This window comes from Gordonia insulae (assembly GCF_003855095.1).
GTDB classification, from domain to species: Bacteria; Actinomycetota; Actinomycetes; order Mycobacteriales; family Mycobacteriaceae; genus Gordonia; species Gordonia insulae.
In genome coordinates this window covers 3,929,237-3,947,041 of record NZ_CP033972.1, presented here as the reverse complement: position 1 = coordinate 3,947,041, position 17,805 = coordinate 3,929,237, and the positions used below count along the sequence as shown (strand labels likewise).

General features: G+C 65.6%; 15 protein-coding genes and 1 pseudogene. 9 read left to right on the top strand and 7 right to left on the bottom strand.

Annotated features, from left to right (window positions below; translation table 11 throughout):
- Position 1 precedes the first annotated feature (1 nt).
- From gyrB to dnaA, 6 genes are all read right to left on the bottom strand, one after another.
- Positions 2 to 2,080, bottom strand: coding sequence for a DNA topoisomerase (ATP-hydrolyzing) subunit B (gene gyrB, locus D7316_RS17930; protein ID WP_124709462.1), 2,079 nt, complete (start codon positions 2,078 to 2,080; stop codon positions 2 to 4).
- Between the two features lie 320 nt (positions 2,081 to 2,400).
- Positions 2,401 to 2,952 carry a DUF721 family protein gene (locus tag D7316_RS17925; protein WP_124709461.1) on the bottom strand — a complete coding sequence of 184 codons (552 nt, stop codon included), beginning with the start codon at positions 2,950 to 2,952 and terminating at the stop codon, positions 2,401 to 2,403.
- Positions 2,949 to 4,226, bottom strand: coding sequence for a DNA replication/repair protein RecF (gene recF / locus D7316_RS17920; RefSeq protein ID WP_124709460.1), 1,278 nt, complete (start codon positions 4,224 to 4,226; stop codon positions 2,949 to 2,951). The genes D7316_RS17925 and recF overlap by 4 nt, the downstream gene beginning before the upstream one ends.
- 1 nt (position 4,227) lies before the next feature.
- Entirely contained in the window at positions 4,228 to 5,154 is a 927-nt protein-coding gene (gene gnd / locus D7316_RS17915) for a phosphogluconate dehydrogenase (NAD(+)-dependent, decarboxylating) (RefSeq protein ID WP_124709459.1), read from the bottom strand.
- Positions 5,155 to 5,218: 64 nt separating this feature from the next.
- Positions 5,219 to 6,388 (bottom strand): DNA polymerase III subunit beta, encoded by a 1,170-nt coding sequence (dnaN, locus tag D7316_RS17910; protein ID WP_124709458.1) that lies wholly within the window; start codon positions 6,386 to 6,388, stop codon positions 5,219 to 5,221.
- A 596-nt stretch (positions 6,389 to 6,984) separates the two neighbouring features.
- Complete coding sequence (gene dnaA / locus D7316_RS17905; RefSeq protein ID WP_124709457.1) at positions 6,985 to 8,520, bottom strand: chromosomal replication initiator protein DnaA; 1,536 nt, start codon at positions 8,518 to 8,520, stop codon at positions 6,985 to 6,987.
- A gap of 498 nt (positions 8,521 to 9,018) precedes the next feature.
- On the opposite strand from dnaA, the gene rpmH reads away from it, so the two are divergent.
- The 9 genes and pseudogenes from rpmH (at position 9,019) to D7316_RS17860 (ending at position 16,407) form a co-directional block, all read left to right on the top strand.
- Positions 9,019 to 9,162 carry a 50S ribosomal protein L34 gene (gene rpmH, locus D7316_RS17900; RefSeq protein WP_124709456.1) on the top strand — a complete coding sequence of 48 codons (144 nt, stop codon included), beginning with the start codon at positions 9,019 to 9,021 and terminating at the stop codon, positions 9,160 to 9,162.
- Positions 9,163 to 9,285: 123 nt separating this feature from the next.
- A complete protein-coding gene (locus D7316_RS17895) occupies positions 9,286 to 9,657 on the top strand; it encodes a ribonuclease P protein component (protein ID WP_408610022.1) in 372 nt (123 codons plus the stop codon).
- A 35-nt stretch (positions 9,658 to 9,692) separates the two neighbouring features.
- Positions 9,693 to 9,935, top strand: a pseudogene (gene yidD, locus D7316_RS17890) (membrane protein insertion efficiency factor YidD); the annotation flags it as partial.
- 129 nt (positions 9,936 to 10,064) lie between these two features.
- Positions 10,065 to 11,378: a membrane protein insertase YidC gene (gene yidC / locus D7316_RS17885; RefSeq protein ID WP_124709453.1), complete on the top strand. Its 1,314-nt coding sequence runs from the start codon at positions 10,065 to 10,067 to the stop codon at positions 11,376 to 11,378.
- Positions 11,379 to 11,487: 109 nt separating this feature from the next.
- Positions 11,488 to 12,204, top strand: a complete 717-nt coding sequence (locus D7316_RS17880) for a Jag family protein (RefSeq protein WP_197718259.1) — start codon at positions 11,488 to 11,490, stop codon at positions 12,202 to 12,204.
- 213 nt (positions 12,205 to 12,417) lie between these two features.
- Positions 12,418 to 13,125, top strand: a complete 708-nt coding sequence (gene rsmG / locus D7316_RS17875) for a 16S rRNA (guanine(527)-N(7))-methyltransferase RsmG (protein ID WP_124709452.1) — start codon at positions 12,418 to 12,420, stop codon at positions 13,123 to 13,125.
- 143 nt (positions 13,126 to 13,268) lie between these two features.
- Positions 13,269 to 14,216 carry a ParA family protein gene (locus tag D7316_RS17870; RefSeq protein WP_124709451.1) on the top strand — a complete coding sequence of 316 codons (948 nt, stop codon included), beginning with the start codon at positions 13,269 to 13,271 and terminating at the stop codon, positions 14,214 to 14,216.
- Positions 14,217 to 14,367: 151 nt separating this feature from the next.
- The gene (locus D7316_RS17865; RefSeq protein WP_124709450.1) at positions 14,368 to 15,423 is read left to right on the top strand and encodes a ParB/RepB/Spo0J family partition protein; all 1,056 of its coding nucleotides are present in this window, start codon (positions 14,368 to 14,370) and stop codon (positions 15,421 to 15,423) included.
- A gap of 141 nt (positions 15,424 to 15,564) precedes the next feature.
- Positions 15,565 to 16,407: a hypothetical protein gene (locus D7316_RS17860; RefSeq protein ID WP_124709449.1), complete on the top strand. Its 843-nt coding sequence runs from the start codon at positions 15,565 to 15,567 to the stop codon at positions 16,405 to 16,407.
- Positions 16,408 to 16,440: 33 nt separating this feature from the next.
- On the opposite strand, the gene D7316_RS17855 is transcribed toward D7316_RS17860, so the two are convergent.
- Entirely contained in the window at positions 16,441 to 17,619 is a 1,179-nt protein-coding gene (locus tag D7316_RS17855; protein ID WP_124709448.1) for an N-acetylmuramoyl-L-alanine amidase, read from the bottom strand.
- Positions 17,620 to 17,805: the final 186 nt, after the last annotated feature.

The window sequence follows — 17,805 nt, the reverse complement described above, 5'->3', positions numbered from 1 at the left end:
CTCAGACATCAAGGAAGCGGACATCTTTGGCGTTGCGGGCGATGAAGCTCCGGCGGGCGGCGACGTCCTCCCCCATCAGGATGGAGAACAATTCGTCCGCAGCGGCGGCGTCGTCGAGGGTGACCTGACGAAGCACTCGGACTGCCGGGTCCATGGTGGTCTCCCAGAGTTCCTTGGCGTTCATCTCGCCGAGACCCTTGTACCGCTGGATGCCGTCGTCGGCGTTGATCTTTCGGCCCGCGGCGCGACCGGCCTCGAGCAGGCCGTCGCGTTCCCGGTCGGAATAGGCGAACTCCGGCTCGGACTTCTGCCACTTCAATTTGTAGAGCGGCGGCTGCGCCAGGAACACGTGGCCGTGCTCGATGAGCGGCCGCATGAAGCGGAACAGCAGGGTCAGCAGGAGCGTCGAGATGTGCTGACCGTCGACGTCGGCGTCGGCCATCAGCACGATCTTGTGATACCGCAGCTTGGCGATGTCGAACTCGTCGTGGATGCCGGTACCGAACGCCGTGATGATCGACTGGACCTCGGTGTTCTTGAGAACACGGTCGATCCGGGCCTTCTCGACGTTGATGATCTTGCCGCGCAAGGGAAGGATCGCCTGGTACATCGAGTCACGACCCGACTTGGCGCTGCCACCGGCCGAGTCGCCCTCGACGATGTAGACCTCACACTTGCTGGGATCGTTGCTACGGCAGTCGGCGAGTTTGCCGGGCAGGCCGCCGATGTCGGTTGCGGTCTTGCGGCGCACCAACTCTCGCGCCTTACGGGCAGCCATGCGGGCCTGGGCGGAATCGACGGCCTTCTTGATGATGATCTTGGCCTCGGCCGGGTTGGCCTCGAACCAGTGACCGAGATGCTCGTTGCAGGTCTTCTGCACGAAGCTCTTCACCTCGGTGTTGCCCAGCTTGGTCTTGGTCTGACCCTCGAACTGCGGATCGCCGACCTTGACCGAGATGACCGCCGCGAGGCCCTCACGGATGTCGTCGCCGGTCAGCTTGCCGTCCTTCTCCTTGAGCAGCTTCTTGTCGACGGCGTACTTGTTGACGGTGCTCGTCAGTGCCGCACGGAAGCCCTCTTCGTGGGTGCCGCCTTCGTGCGTGTTGATGGTGTTCGCGAACGTGTGCACAGACTCGGAATAGCCTGCGTTCCACTGCATGGCGATCTCGACCTCGTGGCCGGTGCCCTTGGCGGTGAAGCCCACCACCGACGTGTGGATCGGGTTCTTGGTCCGGTTCAGGTGCTTGATGTAATCGACGAGACCGTCCGGGTAGTGATAGGTGCGGGTGCGGACCTTGGCCGCCTTCCGCGCCTTCTCCGCGTCCGACTTGATCATCTCGGGTGCGGTGTCGTCACCGCTGCCGTCCATCTCGGCCTCGGCGACCGCTGCCTCATCGCTGAGCCGGTTGTCGGTGAGGGTGATGGTCAGGCCCTTGTTCAGGAAGGCCATCTCCTGCAGACGCCGCGCGACCGTCTCGGCACTGAACGTGGTGGTCTCGAAGATCGCCGGGTCCGGCCAGAAACGGGTGGTGGTGCCGGTCTTGCGAGTCGCGTCACCCTTCTCCAGCGTGCCGGGCTTCGCGTAGTCGTACGTCTGACTCCACTTGTGTCCGTCGCGCTGGATCTCGAGTTCGACCTTCGTCGACAGCGCGTTGACCACCGAGATACCGACGCCGTGCAGACCGCCGGACACCGCGTAGGAGTCCGAGTCGAACTTGCCGCCGGCGTGCAACTGGGTCATCACGACCTCGACGGTCGGGACGCCGGTCGCGTGCATCGAGACGGGGATGCCACGGCCGTCGTCGACGACCTGCACCCCGCCGTCCTCGAGCAGCGAGACGTCGACCCGGCTCGCGTATCCGGCCATCGCCTCGTCGACCGAGTTGTCCACGACCTCCCAGATCAGGTGGTGCAGCCCTCGCTCGCCGGTCGAGCCGATGTACATACCGGGCCGCTTACGGACGGCCTCGAGGCCCTCGAGGATGCTGATCGATTCGGCGCCGTACTCGTCCGGCTTCTTCGTCTTCCGCTTCTTTTCGGCAGCGCTGTCTGACCCGGGGGTGTCATTGGTGTCGGCCACGAGGTGCGTCCGCTCCTGTTCTGTCTCGGTGATACCGCAGGAATGAACACACGGCGACCTCATCCGCGTCGATGACACGGACGAGAACGGTGTGCAGCCCGGGTGCGTGACCCGGCTGATGTCCACCCCTGTCGGGACAACTCCCTACATAGTACTGCCTGACCCGACCAGAAACGGGTATCCGGGGCCGCTAACGACCGCGTAGATCGATTTTCTGCGCTCGATGCCGGTCCGATTGTGGATCGGCACCAAATCAGCCTTCTGGGGAAAGCTGGCTCGCTTTCGACGTCCCCATCTGGTAGGCGGAGGCGACGAAAGCGTCAGCCGTAGGTATCGCGGGGGCCCCGGCCGGAGATGTGGCGCGGACCCTTACGCCAGGACGGCGCCTTCGGCCCGGTGATGCGCAGGGTGGTCACCATGCCGTCGCCGACGGCGCCCGCGATCTTCGCGAGGATGGTGCCCTGCATGTACCGCAGCTGCGTGGCCCAGGCCGTCGACTCCGCCTGGATGTGTAAGACGTTGTCCGACAATGCTGTTGGTTGAGCATGGGCAGCGATGTCGACACCGACGATCTGATCCCACATGCCGAACAGCGTGCCCTGACCGATATGCGGCTGCCACCCGCGTTCCTTGGCGATGTGCCCGGCGAGCCGCCCCAGCGGCTGCGGATCCCGAGCATCCGGGCCCGAACCCGACCAGGTGCGACGTCGACCGGCGGTTCGCCGCGACCGCGCCGCCGGGGACGACCGACCCTGGCCGACGGACTTGCCTGCGGCCCGCGCCGCCGCACGAGCTTCTTCCAGCGCCTGCCGCGCCCGTTCGTATCCGGTCGGTTCAGACGTCCCGCCACCCGGGGATCCCGTTTCGCTCATCCGGTCCCCTCCCCCGCTGTCGTCTGCCCCGTCGCTTCGCTCGCCGACACACTCCCCGTCGCTTCGCTCGCCGACACATTCCCCGTCGCTTCGCTCGCCTGGACGTCGTCGAGCACCACCGAGTGCCGACCGCCATTGTCCTCCACCACGCCGACAGAAACACGACGACCCGCGATGGACGTCGGGATGTCGTCGGGCACCGCGGCGGTGATGAGCAACTGCTCGGCGGACTCGGTGAACGCCACGAGCTGGGCACGGCGCTGGACGTCGAGCTCGGCGAAGACGTCGTCGAGCATGATCACCGGCTCCACCCCCTCGGCACGCACGAGTTCCACGGATCCGAGTCGCAGGGCGAGCGCCAGCGACCACGATTCGCCGTGACTGGCGAACCCCTTGGCGACGTCGTCACCCAACACGATGTCGATGTCGTCGCGGTGGGGACCCACCAGGCTGACACCCCGGTCGATCTCCTTGCTGCGCAGTTCACCGAGACGTGCCAACAAGATCTCCGCGATGCCCGCCGCCGAAGCGGTGCCCTCCGCCGGCGACGTCACCTCCGGACCCGCCGCGGCGCGATATGCCAGGGTCGCCGGGCGTGAATGCGGGGCGATCGATGCGTACGAGGCGGTGACATGCGGCGCGAGATCGCGCAACACGTCGATCCGCGCGGCGGTCACCTGACCACCGAGGTCGGCGAGTTGACCGTCCCAGACATCCAACGTGCTGATCACCGAGTCCGCGTCGGATCCGCCCCGGCGGAGCGCGGCTCCCGCCGTCTTCAACAGCGCCGAGCGTTGACGCAGCACTCGATCGTAGTCGGAACGTGCTGCGGCCCAACGAGGTCCACGCTGCGCGACGAGCTCATCGACAAAACGTCGGCGATCCGACGGGTCACCCCGGACCAGCAGCAGGTCCTCGGGCGCGAACATCACCGCGCGCAGGATCCCGAGAACGTCGCGGGCACGCCGCGACGGGCTGCCGTTGACCGTCGCCTTGTTGGCGCCCTCGGCGTTGATCTGCACCTGTACCGTCAACTCCCGACCGGTGTTCTCCACCGTACCCAGAACCGTCGCGGCGGAGGACCCGCTGCGCACCAGCGGTCCGTCCGAACTCACCCGATGCGACCGCAGATTGGCCAGGTAGTACACCGCCTCGAGCAGGTTGGTCTTACCGAAACCGTTGCGTCCCACAAAGATCGTCGGTTCAGGACGCAGCGTCAGATCGATGTCCCGCCAGGACCGGAAATCACGCAGCCGGAGTTCGCGAACGAACACGTCAATCGGCAGCCGGCGTACCGGTTTCGCCGACCGAACGCCCCGTCGTATCGGTGACCGCGTGCCCGCCGAACTGATTACGCAGTGCCGAAACAGCTTTCAGAGCCGGCGAGCCCTGGTCCTGGCGGGAGGCGAATCGGGCGAACAACGCCGCGGAGATGACATTCGCCGGCACCGAATGCCGGATGGCCTCTTCGACGGTCCAGCGTCCCTCACCGGAATCGGTGGTGTAGTCGGATATCTCGGAGAATCCCGGATCCTCCTGCAGCGCCCGGACCAGCAGTTCGAGCAACCAGGACCGCACAACCGTGCCGGTGGTCCAGGCTCGCAGGGTGCCCTCGACATCGGTGATCAACGGTTCCGCGCACAGCAATTCGTAACCTTCGCCGTACGCGTGCATGAGTCCGTACTCGACACCGTTGTGCACCATCTTGGCGTAGTGCCCGGCACCGACCGGTCCCGCGTGGACGAAGCCGTCCGCGCGTTCGCCGGGCGGGCGCAGTGCGTCGAAGATCGGCATCGCACGCGCGACGTCGTCGTCCGAGCCGCCCGCCATCAGACCGTATCCGTTGCGTAGACCCCAGACGCCACCGGACACTCCGCAGTCGATGAATCCGATTCCCTTGTCGCCCAACAGTTGTGCGTTCGGAAGATCGTCGGTGTATTTCGAGTTGCCGCCGTCGATGACCAGGTCACCCGGCTCGAGCAGCTCGGCGAGTTGTTTCACGGTGCCCCGGGTCGGATCCCCGGACGGGACCATCACCCACACCACCCGCGGCGCCTCGAGGCCGCGCACCATGTCCGCGAGGGACGGGACATCGGAGACCTCGGGTCGCGGGTCGTACCCGACGACCTGGTGTCCGGCCTCCTGGACGCGGGTGCGCATGTTGGCACCCATCTTGCCGAGGCCGACCAGTCCGAGCTGCATGATGCGTCCCTCCAATTGTCAACGATTCGTGCTGACGGCGCTCCGAGGTGGAGCGGATGGCAGATCAGCCGGGAAGGCGAACCGGCATGAGCAGGTAGGTGAAGACGCTGTCCGGTGCGACGAACGCCCCCGACTCGTCCGCGACCGGCTCCTCGCCGGTGGAGGGGCGCAGCACGGCCGGCCGACTGGGAGTGGTGAACCCGAAGTCGACGGAGGGCACGCCGATCGCCGACAGCCCGTCCTGCAGATATCCCGGGTTGAACGCGATGGTGAGCGGCTCACCCTGGAACTGCACCGGGAGTTCTTCCTCGGCCTTGCCGGCCTCGTCGCCGCCCGCGGTCAGCAACAGGCTTCCTTCGTTGAACTCCATCCGGACCTGCGCGCCACGCTCGGCGACCAGGGCCACGCGCTTGATGGCCTCGATCAGCGGCGCGCTGTCGATGGTCGCGACGGCGGTGTGGCTGGCCGGCAGCAACTGACGGAACTTGGGGAACTCGGCGTCGAGGAGGCGGGTGGTGGTGCGCTTGGTCTCGCCCAGGATGCCCAGAATGCCCTCGCCGCCGATGCCGGACCCGCTGCCGAATGCGAGCGAGATCTGGCCGGTGGACTCGGATCCGGCGGTCCGCGCGCTCTCCGAGAGAGTCTTGGCCGGTACGAGCACGGCGCCCGAGGTGTCGGGTGCGGTCGGATCCCATTCGAGCTCGCGCACAGCGAGGCGGAAACGGTCGGTGGCCGCGAGGACCACACGATTGCCGTCGATCTCCACCCGCACGCCGGTGAGCATCGGGAGCGTGTCGTCGCGCCCGGCCGCAACGGCGACCTGACCGATGGCCTCGGCGAAGATCTGGGCCGGGATGGTGCCGGTGACCGTCGGCGGCTTCGGGAGTTCGGGGTAGTCCTCGACCGGCATCGTCGGCAGGGAGAACTTGGCGCTGCCGCAGGTGATGGCGACGCGGGTGCCGTCGAGGCTCACATCGACGGGCTTGTTGGGCAGTGCCTTGGTGATGTCGGCGAGCAGACGACCGGAGACCAGCACCTTGCCGGAGTCGGCGACCTCGGCCGCGACGGTCTCCTGCGCGGAGACCTCGTAATCGAATCCCGAGACCTCCAAGCCGTTGTCGCCGGCGGTCAGCACCACACAGCCCAGAACCGGAACCGGCGGACGCGCCGGCAGGCTTCGGGCCACCCAGGCAACGGAATCTGCGAACTCGTCACGCGCGACACGGAACTTCATGCTGGGGGGTTGCCCTTCTCTGTCTGCTGACCCTCGTCACACCCACGCTCGGGCCCACCGAACACGAATCGGAGATCGGAGGGACACGGAGTGGGGATTTCACTGCGGATTTCCACTCTAGAACGAGGGTGCCAGACGGGGAGCTGTTGGGGGGAACTGCGCGCCGCGATGGTCGCAGGCCGGTCGTGCCCGGTCCGAGAACTGTGCACAAGACCTTCTTTTGAAAGAGTTCTCTTAGAGAGGGATCCATAATGGTAATAGGGCCTGTGAAACTGTGTATGACCCTTGGATCCTGCAGGTCAGTCGCCGTGCCCGGCTGTGGATGTGCGGTGGATACCTGTCGAGGGGATGACAAGAGTTGTGAGCCGACGGAGGGCCGTCCCATCTCTGTCCACGGGCGGTGCACAGATCGTCCCCGGTTATCCCGAGGGTTATCCACACCTGGTGATGACAGTTCGCGCATGACAAAAGCGCCGGATCCGTTGGATCCGGCGCCGACGAACCCTGTGGTTCGTGTTGAGAGTTGTGAGTTGGCGGGTACAGATCGGCCGCCCGATCGCGCGATGGGATGCGGGAGGACGACGGAGAAGTGACCCTCAGACCGCGCGTTGTTTGATGCGCGCGGTGAGCTCCTGGACGTGGTCGTAGACCTTGCGTCGCTCGGCCATCTCCTTGCGGATCTTGCGCTCGGCGTACATGACCGTGGTGTGGTCGCGGTCGAACGTCTCACCGATCTTGGGCAGGGAGAGGTCGGTCAGCTCCCGGCACAGGTACATGGAGATCTGCCGGGCCTGAGCGATGGAGCGGGTCTTGCCGGGCCCGCGGAGTTCCTCCACGGAGATGTCGAAGTACTCGGCGGTGATGGCCAGAATGCTCGCGGCGCTCACCTCGAGCGTGCCGGAGTTCGGTAGCAGTGCCTGCAGGACGACCTCGGCCAGCGACTTGTCGAGCTCGGCGTTGTTCAGCGACGCGAACGCGGTCACCCGGATGAGCGCGCCCTCGAGTTCGCGGATGTTGCGCTCGATCTTCGAGGCGATGAGCTCGAGGACGTCGTCGGGCACGGCGATGTTGTCCATCTGTGCCTTCTTGCGCAGGATCGCGATCCGGGTCTCCAGATCCGGCGGCTGGACGTCGGTGATGAGGCCCCACTCGAATCGAGTGCGTAGCCGATCTTCAAGCGTGGCAAGCTGTTTCGGCGGTCGATCAGACGACACGACGATCTGTTTACTGGCGTTGTGCAGTGTGTTGAAGGTGTGGAAGAACTCTTCCTGGATACCTTCTTTGCCGATCAGGAACTGGATGTCGTCGACGAGCAGCACGTCGACGTCGCGGTACCGGCGCTTGAACGCGACCCGACGGTCGTCGCGCAGCGAGTTGATGAAGTCGTTGGTGAACTCTTCGGTGGAGACGTACTTCACCCGCATGCCGGGGAAGAGACGCTGGGCGTAGTGACCCGCCGCGTGCAGCAGGTGGGTCTTGCCGAGGCCGGACTCACCCCAGATGAACAACGGGTTGTAGGCGCGTGCGGGCGCCTCGGCGACCGCGACGGCCGACGCGTGGGCGAAGCGGTTCGATGCACCGATGACGAAGGTGTCGAAGGTGTACTTGGGACTCAGGTTGGCACTCGACGGCGACTGTCCGGAGGTCGGCCGTTCGGCGAAATACGTCGACCAGTCGGCGGGCTCTGGTCCGGTCGCACGCTCCCCGCGCCCGTCGAAACCGCTCGGCGCGGTGGATGGGGTCGGTGCCGCCACGGCGGCGACCGCGCCGTCGATCTGCGACGTGCCGCGGGTGCCATCGAGGCGATCGATGACCGGGGTGGTGGTGTCGGGCAGCGGGTCCTCGACGACGGGTGTGGAGATGCGCACACCCAGATCGACGGGCTGCCCGAGATGGCGACTCAGGACCGAGCGGATGGTGTCGCGGAGATTGCGCTCGATCTGCTCCTGCACCAAGGGGGTGGGCACGGTCAGCAGGGCGAAACCCTCGGCGAGGGTGAGTGGCTGGACGAGGGACAGCCAGGCCTTCTGCTGCCGGGTCAGTGGTTCGTGGTCGTGAGCGGCGGCATCGTTGTTGAGCTCGGCTACGACGCTCTGCCAGATCTCGCCGAACGAATCGCGATCACTCATCACGGTGCTATGCCCTCCTGCCGGGAAAACGACCAGCGTTCGGTCATGAGCATGTCACCATGCCGCACCTGCCACGAGTTGTCCACATAGTTGTCCACAGCTGTGTACAGATCTGGGGGAATGTCGAGTGGTCCGGCGGCCGGAAGGGGTCCACTGAATCGTCTCTTCGTTGACTCTGCGCCGAAGTTAACAGAGTGCAGTCGCACCGACAAAGTGAATCGGCCGATTCACCCGTTCGGTACGGTGCCGGGGACGACGCCGGCGGGCGCTGATGTGCGCAAGGTCACCAGAAGCGGTGCTTGCATCGCGCTCGTTTGATTCTCCCGGTCGTACTCAGTAGTCTCGACTGGTCATCCAGGTTGCGGATTTTCGAGGTGACACCCCACGTCACCCAACCGACGTCAGTTCGGCACCGCGCCTGGATCAAGCAGACCACCAAGGAAGATGTGGGTCGCGCATGCAGGTCGGCGCGGCGTCACGCAGGAGCACAAGGAGTCACCCATGGCCAAGGGAAAGCGGACTTTCCAGCCCAACAACCGTCGTCGTTCGCGCGTGCACGGTTTCCGCTTGCGGATGCGCACTCGCGCCGGCCGTGCCATCGTCAACGGTCGCCGCAGCAAGGGCCGCGCAAAGCTCACCGCCTGAGTCGACAGCGACATCACCGGCGGTGGGAGTGACCACCGTCGGTCGCTGGTTTCGATGGTGGCCACCGCGCATCGGATCTCTCGGGGATCCGACTTCGATCGCACGCTGAAAACGGGCGTGCGGGTGACGACCCCTGACCTCGTTATCCATGTTCTTCCCCTCATCGGTTCCGACGACCGTCGAGGCGACCCACGCAGCACCGGGATCGCCACGGTCGGCGGCCCCTGGCTGGGACTGATCGTGAGCAAGGCCGTCGGCAACGCGGTCATCCGGCATCGGGTGGCACGGCGACTCCGGGCGGCCTTCATGCACAACCGGGACAGTTATCCGTCGTCGCAGACGATGACCGTCATCCGTGCCCGGCCGTCGGCTGCGGAGTTGAGCAGCGTCGCCCTCGGCACGCAGCTCGTCGAAGCCCTCTCCCGACGTCGTGTTCGGGAGGCCTTCGAGTCCACCGGGGCAACGGGACAGACCGCATCGCGGGTTCTGCCGTGACCACCGACGACCCCGTGGTCGACCGGACCGGGCTGATGCGCCGGCTCCATCTGCTGCCGCGCCGCGTCGTCGTCTTCCTGATCGAGCTCTACCGCACCTGGGTGTCCCCACTGCGCTTGCCGACCTGCCGCTTCGAACCGACATGCTCGGCCTATGCCGTCGAGGCATTGACCCGACACGGGTTCTTCTACGGCGGCTGGCTGTCGGTGATCCGACTGCTCAAGTGCGGGCCGTGGCACAAGCCCGGCTACGACCCGGTACCCGATCGTGGGTTCCGCGAACTCTTCACAGCCAGTGAACACAGTGCCACCGAGATCGACACCTTCGATATCGACGCCACTGAGATAGATACCACTGAGATCAACGCCCGAGAAATGACATCGTCAGAGGTTAGGGGTAACTGACCCGTGCTGAACTTCATCTACTACCCGGTCTCCTGGATCATGTGGGTCTGGCATTGGCTGTTCAGCCACATCACGCCGGACACCCCAGGCGGCAACGGTGTTGCCTGGGCGCTGTCGGTGGTGTTCCTCGTGTTCACCCTGCGCGCCATCCTCTACAAGCCCTTCGTGAAGCAGATCCGCACCACGAAGAAGATGCAGGAGATCAATCCTCAGCTGCAGGCGATCCGGAAGAAGTACGCCAAGGATCGCGTGAAGATGACCGAGGAGATGCAGAAGCTCCAGAAGGATCACGGGTTCAACCCGCTGCTGGGCTGTCTGCCGATGTTGCTGCAGATTCCGGTGTTCATCGGTCTGTTCCACGTGTTGCGTTCGTTCAACCGGATGGCGACCGGCATGGGACAGCTCGGCATGACCGCCGAGGAGACCCGCTCGCTGGGTAACTACGCGTTCAGTCCGGAACTCGTCCAGAACTTCCTCGACTCGCGACTGTTCGGTGTTCCGCTGTCGTCGTTCATCACCGAGCCGGTTGCCGAGTTCCAGGCCTTCGTCGAGCCGGGTTCGCCGATCGACTTCACGCGCACCCAGATCGCCATCGTGGTCATCCCGATGATGATCATCGCGTCCATCGCGACGCACATGAACTCCCGCGCATCGGTCGCTCGCCAGCCGGAGGCCGCGCTGGAGAATCCGCAGACCCGGATGATGAACAAACTGGCGCTCTACATCTTCCCGCTGGGCATTCTCGCCACCGGTCCGTTCTTCCCGGTGGCGATCCTCCTCTACTGGATGAGTAACAACATCTGGACCTACGGCCAGCAGCATCTGGTGTTCGGTCGCATCGAGAAGGAAGAAGAAGAAGCGAAGCTGGCGAAGCAGGAGAAGTTGAAGGCGAACGCTCCCAAGCCCGGTGCGCGCCCGGATCCCGCACGCAAACAGGCCAAGGTCGAGGGTGATGATGCGCCGGCGACCGACGTCGAGACGACCTCGACCACCGTCGTCGCCGAGACCCCGTCGGGTCCGTTGAGCGGTGTGCAGCGTTGGTTGCGTCCCAACCGCACTGCCTCCAAACCGGCTGTCTCCGAACCGACTGCGTCCGACTCCGCTGTCTCTGAGACGGTCGAATCGACGACCGATGACGCGAGCAGTCCCGCGAGTGGCTCCGGTGGCGGTACGAAGCCGACCGCCAACTCGACCGCGTCCGCCGGCGGCGCGACGTCGGCGTCCGGACAGAAGTCGGGTACCGCACACGTCGCGGGCAAGAACCGCAAGGGCAACTCCAAACGCAAGAAGGGCGGCCGTCCCGGCGGACGCCACTGACATTGGCCTGTCGGCTCACGGAGTCGGCGGACGAGGGCAGCCACTCCCCTCGCCTGGCGCGGGTGGCACAGAGACGTTCGATGAGAAGCAGAGTTAGGTGGAATGTGAGATGACAGCTGAGACCGCTGCGCACGACGAGCAGGAAGTCCGGGACGACGTCGCGGATGCGGTTGCCGATGAGTCCGGCACCGAGAGCGCTGTGACCACGACGGCGGAGAGCGATCAGGCCGACAGTGCTCCGGCCGCGGACGCTCCCGCCGAGGACTCCCCCGCTGACAACGCCGCCGGGGAGGCCGATGACGCAGAGGCCGACGGCGCCGACGATGACGTTGACGATGACGACGAGGACGATCTGGACGATGAAGAGCGTCTGGTCGAGGAAGGCGAGATCGCCGGCGACTACCTCGAGCAACTCCTCGACGTACTGGATTTCGATGGGGACATCGATCTGGACGTCGACGGTGATCGTGCCGTCGTGAGCATCGACGGTGGCGACGATCTGACCAAGCTCGTCGGTCGCAAGGGCGAGATCCTCGACGCGCTCCAGGAGCTGACGCGTCTCGCGGTGCAACAGGCCACGGGTGAGCGGAGCCGGCTGATGCTCGACGTGGCACGGTGGCGTGCGGATCGTCGTGACCGCCTCGCGCGGTTGGGCACCGAGGTGGCCCAGCGAGTGCTGGAGTCCGGCGATCGCGAGGAGTTGGATCCGATGACCCCATTCGAGCGGAAGATCGTGCACGACGCGGTGGCCGCGGTGGACGGTGTGGTGAGTGAGAGCGAGGGCGCCGAGCCCAAGCGCCGGGTGGTGGTTCTGCGCACGAGCTAGCGCGCACGGGCCTGGCCCGTGGAGAGTCGATGAAGTCCCGGTCGTTGGCCGGGACTTTGTCGTTTCCGGCAGGCGGAATGACATCGATGTAGTTCTTTGCTCACGGACCGTGAAGTTGCCCAGTTTCACGTGAAACAATGAGCGAGGGATGGCAAACCAGTGCCGCCCGTTTCACGTGAAACATCGATAAGGACGTACCACCGCGATGAAAGGATGTTCCACGTGAAACCGAACGAGTCTGCGGACTCCCCTCCCCCGGCTTCGGCGCAGGAGGTGTTCGGCGATCGTCTCCAGTTGGCAGAGCGCTATCGATCGGCGCTCGCCGACGATGGTGTGGTGCTCGGTTTGATCGGGCCGCGAGAGGTGCCGAGGCTCTGGGAGCGGCACATCCTGAATTGTGCGGTTGTCGGTGACTTGATCCTCGACGGCGAGACGGTGGTCGACATCGGGAGTGGCGCAGGCTTGCCGGGCATCCCTCTCGCGATAGCCCGGCCAGATCTGCGGATCACCCTTGTCGAGCCGCTGCTGCGTCGGAGTGATTTCCTGACGCGGATCGTTGCCGAACTCGGCGTCGATGTCACCGTGGTGCGCGGGCGCGCAGAGGAGAAGGCCGTCCAGGCGAGCGTCGGCGGGGCGGATGTAGTCACCTCGCGCGCGGTGGCACCACTCGAGCGATTGGCGAAGTGGTCGGGTCCGCTGATCCGCTCAGGCGGCAGGATGGTGGCCGTGAAGGGATCGTCGGCCGCAGAGGAGATCGCGCGAGACCGTGATGTGGCGGGGCGCTACGGCATCGCCGAGCTTCACGTCGAACAGTGTGGATCGACCATTCTGAATACTCCGACGACTGCGATCGTCGGGACAAAGCGAGGTAAGAACAGTACGTCCGGCAAGTCGTCGCGGACACGACATGGGAAGGGGTGAGCGGATTGGTGTGGAGTCCACGGAGGGCGCAGAATAGACGACAGGCCGGTGAACCGTCGGCGGCGACCGAAGCCACTGACAATTCTGATGCTCACGCGGGGCAGGTCGCCGAAGCTTATGAAGTCGGGCGAAGGAGTCCAAGCGTGGTCGAGCAAGACCCGAGTGTTTCACGTGAAACAGCCATTGGCGGGAACGCCTCCCCCACCCCGAGCCAAGGATTCGACGACACCCCCATAGCCGCGGCCGCAGCGCGGGCGAGCCAGGTTCTGACGCCAGGTGGTGCCGGCGAGCTACCCCGCCCGCCCGCAACGCGGGTCATCACGATTGCCAACCAGAAGGGCGGCGTGGGCAAGACGACCACGACCGTGAACATGGCGGCCGGGCTTGCACTCCATGGGCTCGGTGTCCTCGTGATCGATCTCGATCCGCAGGGCAACGCCAGCACCGCACTGGGGATCGATCACCGAGCTCCCGACATCGCGTCGGTCTACGAACTTCTCCTCGGTGAGGTGTCGCTGGCCGACACCATCCAGCAGAGTCCCAACAACGATCACCTGTTCTGCGTGCCCGCGACGCTCGACCTTGCCGGTGCCGAGATCGAGCTGGTCTCGCTCGTCGCTCGAGAGAACCGGCTCCGCAACGCTCTGGACGAGCAGACGCTGCGCAACCTCGGCATCGACTACGTGCTGATCGATTGCCCGCCGTCACTCGGTTTGCTGACCGTCAATGCGATGGTCGCCGCGAAGGAGGTGATGATCCCGATCCAGTGCGAGTACTACGCGCTCGAAGGTGTGGGTCAGCTCCTCCGCAACATCGAGCTGGTCCAGGCACATCTCAACCCGGCGCTCCATGTGTCGACCGTCGTGCTCACCATGTACGACGGACGGACCAAGCTGGCCGATCAGGTGGCCGAAGAGGTGCGTCGCCACTTCGGCGAGAAGGTGTTGAGCACGATCATCCCCCGCAGCGTCAAGGTCTCCGAGGCCCCGGGTTTCGGCATGACGATCATCGAGTACGACCCGGGTTCACGTGGAGCCATGAGTTATCTCGATGCGTCCCGCGAGCTCGCACTGCGCGGCGTGGCGCGATGACGGACTTCGGCACGACGAGCGATTTCGGGAAGACAAAAGACTCCACAGGGTGCTCGCCGCGCGCGGCTGCTCGTCGGTCGGTGCGGATAGGATCCGAAGGCGTGGTTGAGCACGACCCGGCGATGCCGGTGTACCGACGGAGAGGACTGCAGTGAGTCAGCGAGATACCGCACAGCGTCGAGGCGGGCTCGGACGCGGGCTGGCCGCGCTCATCCCCACTGGTCCACCCGACGGTGAGAACCCGGGTGGACCGCGGTTGGGCAACGCGGCAGCGGACGTCGTGATCGGCAAGGGTCCCACGGGTTCGACCACGAGCTCGACCACCGGGGCCACGCAGAGTGCGGCAGACGCTGCTTCCACCCCCACCGCCGACGACATGGGCGCGGTCTACCGCGAGATCCCGCCGGCGCAGATTCAGCCGAATCCGCAGCAGCCGCGGACGGTATTCGACGAAGAGGCACTCGCCGAGCTCGTGCATTCCATCAAGGAATTCGGGCTCATGCAGCCGATCGTCGTACGTCGGTTGCCGGCGCCGACGGCGGAAGGGGTCGTCTATCAGCTGGTGATGGGCGAGCGGCGGTGGCGGGCCAGTCAGGAGGCCGGCCTCGAAGCGATCCCGGCGATCGTTCGCGAGACGGCCGACGCCGACATGCTCCGCGACGCTCTGTTGGAGAACATCCACCGAGCGCAGCTGAACCCTCTTGAAGAAGCTGCCGCATACCAGCAGCTGCTGGACGAGTTCGGGGTCACCCACGAGGAACTCGCGAACCGGCTGGGCCGGTCGCGACCGCTCATCACCAACATGATCCGACTGCTGAAGTTGCCGATTCCCGTGCAGCGACGAGTGGCGGCCGGCGTGCTGTCGGCCGGACATGCGCGTGCATTGCTGTCACTGGAGATCGGCAGCGAGGGGCAGGAGGCCCTCGCAGCGAGGATCGTTGCCGAGGGCATGTCGGTGCGCGCCACCGAGGAAGCGGTCACCCTGGCGAACCGCGGCGACGACACCGCGCCCCACTCCTCCCCCGCCAAGCGCAAGCCGATGCAGATGCCAGGGCTCCAAGATGTCGCCGAGCGGCTATCTGATCGTCTGGACACGAGGGTTACAGTCAGTCTCGGGAAGCGGAAAGGCAAGATCGTGGTGGAATTCGGCTCCGTCGAGGACCTCGAGCGCATCGTCGGTGTCATCGACCCCCGAGGGGTTTCGTGACGGCGTAGATGGCCGACATCCGAGTACCGGTACGATACGTCACAGTGACGTTAGATCAGCGAGGACGACAGTGAAAGTACGAAATCTCTTGTCGCACATCACTTTCGGCTACTCGCACACAGTTCGCACGGGGACGTCGGCATGAGACTCGCGGTCACCCGGCTCGATCTCGAATCTTTCGAGTCGTTGCCGCTGCATGCCCGGCGTTGTGTGTTCTGGGAAGTGGATCCGGCGTCGTCAGCGCGCACCGCGGAGAACGCGATCTTCGGAGACCTCGGCGCTTTCGAAAGCGAGTTCGACAAGGAGGCCTGGATCTCGGGTCTGCTCCTCGAATGGGGGACCTGCGGACAAGTGGCGGTCGACGGACAGACCGGTCATTTCGTCGGGACGGCGTTCTACGCCCCGCCGGGCCGCGTGCCCCGCTCACGCCACTTCCCCACTTCCCCGGTGAGTGCGGACGCGGTGCTGCTGACATCCATCCGCTCCGAGCCCGGGTTCGAGGAGGCGGTGCCGATCCTGCTCGACAGTGTCGTCACCGATCTCGTCCGTCGCGGTGTGCGCGCGGTGGAGGCGTTCGGCATCGTGCGCACCCCCGCGGAATCCCGATCACCCGACTCACCGCCCGCGGAGTCTCTGCCACATCCGGAGGATGTCGGCGAGCTGGGTGCCCTGGAATCGATTTCCGGTGAGTTGAGTTTCTGGGCCGACGAGGCGATCGTCGAGATCACCCGCGCGATGCACGATAGCCCGCAGTCGGACTTGTGCACCGAATGCATCATCGATGCGGACTTCCTGAAGGATTCCGGGTTCGACGTCGTGGCATCGCACCCGCGGTTCCCGCGGTTCCGTCTGGAACTCGACGAGGGACTCGGGTGGAAGCACGAGGTCGAGCACGCGCTCGAGAAGCTCGTGGTGATGGCGGCGATCGATCTGGCCGGACGCGAGCGGTCGGCGTCGGTACCGGTGGGGCGCCGGCAGCGCTGAGCGCCCCCAGTCCCGCACCCGGGCAAAACCGGATCAGCTGGAAAGGCGCTCCGCGGCAAGCAGATCCGCGAACGTGTAGGTCCCGGTGGGCCGATCGTTCTCGCCGAGCAGGTAGAGCCGTTTCACGGCGACGAGGATCGCCTCGGCGATCACGTCACGCGTCTGCGGATCGTTGAGCACCTCGGCGTCACCACCGTTGGTGATGTAGCCGACGTCGATCAACGCCACCGGCATCCTGGTGAGGCGCAAGACATCCCACGTGCGCTCGTGTGTCCGGCAGTCGCTGAGAGCGGTCCGCGCGACGATCTCGCGCTGGATGAAGCCGGCGAGGTTTCGACCGATCGTCGAGAAGGAGCCGTGGGAGTTGCCGAAGTAGAACGATGCCGCGCCATGAGCGCGCTCGTTGGGATAATGGCCGCACCGCAACGAGATCATCAGATCAGCGTCGATCAGGTTTGCGACCCGTGCGCGTTCGTCGTCGGCGGGACGTCCGCGACCGTCGTGCGACAGGAAGGTCTCCATGCCGGCGGCGGCCATCCGGCCCTCGAGTCGGGCGCCGAGATCCCACAGCACCTCGGATTCCAGGTCGGCGCGTTGCCCGGTCGAAAAGTCATGTAGCCCACCGGAACCCGGGTCGATGAGGATCCGCTTGCCGGACAGCTGTGGGCCCGAGCGACGAACCTGCTCTTCCTCGCGGATCGCATGCGGAGACCCTCCGGTCACCCGCGTGCCGAGGCGTTCGAGCGACCGCAGCGTCGAGGGACCGCAGATGCCGTCCGACGACAGGCCGTACTCGCTCTGGTAGAGGCAGACGGCGTTGTGGGTCGTCTCACCGAACGTGCCGTCGACGAGTCCGGTGTAGTAGCCGAGATTCTGAAGGCGCGCCTGCAGGGTCGCGACATCGTCGCCGACCATGGGTGCGGACAGTCGGTAGAGCAACACCCGGGTGCCGAGCTGATACGACGCCTCGCGCAGGGCGCGGTAGGTGGCGGGGCCGACGATGCCGTCGACGATGAGTCCGCGCTCTTGCTGGAAAGCGCGCACCGCGTGATCGCACGGATCGTCGAAGATCGCTTCGGGGGGCGTCCAGCCGCTGAAGGTGCCGGACATGGCATCGGGCGCCGGACTGGACGTCAGGAACCCGAGTCCGACGAGGATGTTGCGGATCTCGGCGACAGCCGAGCCATGATCCCCGAGTCGGAACAACGGCATTTCACAACTCCTCGTCCTGGCAGTGCGTCGGATGGGCACGGGTGTCGACGACCCCCGTCTGGTGCTCATCGTGCACCGCCGCAAACACCGAGCATTCTCTCAGGTCGCGGCGGCACGACCAAATGATGGCGCCACGAGGGCGCCATCATCTGTTCCCACGGTACCCGGCCGAACGTCTCGGCACAG

What these genes read in the sequence shown, in the direction of transcription:
- D7316_RS17925 (WP_124709461.1), bottom strand. Translation starts at nt 2,952, where the DNA reads ATGAGCGAAACGGGATCCCCGGGTGGCGGGACGTCTGAACCGACCGGA.
- gnd (WP_124709459.1), bottom strand. Translation starts at nt 5,154, where the DNA reads ATGCAGCTCGGACTGGTCGGCCTCGGCAAGATGGGTGCCAACATGCGC.
- dnaN (WP_124709458.1), bottom strand. Translation starts at nt 6,388, where the DNA reads ATGAAGTTCCGTGTCGCGCGTGACGAGTTCGCAGATTCCGTTGCCTGG.
- rpmH (WP_124709456.1), top strand. Translation starts at nt 9,019, where the DNA reads ATGGCCAAGGGAAAGCGGACTTTCCAGCCCAACAACCGTCGTCGTTCG.
- D7316_RS17880 (WP_197718259.1), top strand. Translation starts at nt 11,488, where the DNA reads ATGACAGCTGAGACCGCTGCGCACGACGAGCAGGAAGTCCGGGACGAC.
- rsmG (WP_124709452.1), top strand. Translation starts at nt 12,418, where the DNA reads ATGTTCCACGTGAAACCGAACGAGTCTGCGGACTCCCCTCCCCCGGCT.
- D7316_RS17860 (WP_124709449.1), top strand. Translation starts at nt 15,565, where the DNA reads ATGAGACTCGCGGTCACCCGGCTCGATCTCGAATCTTTCGAGTCGTTG.
- D7316_RS17855 (WP_124709448.1), bottom strand. Translation starts at nt 17,619, where the DNA reads ATGCCGTTGTTCCGACTCGGGGATCATGGCTCGGCTGTCGCCGAGATC.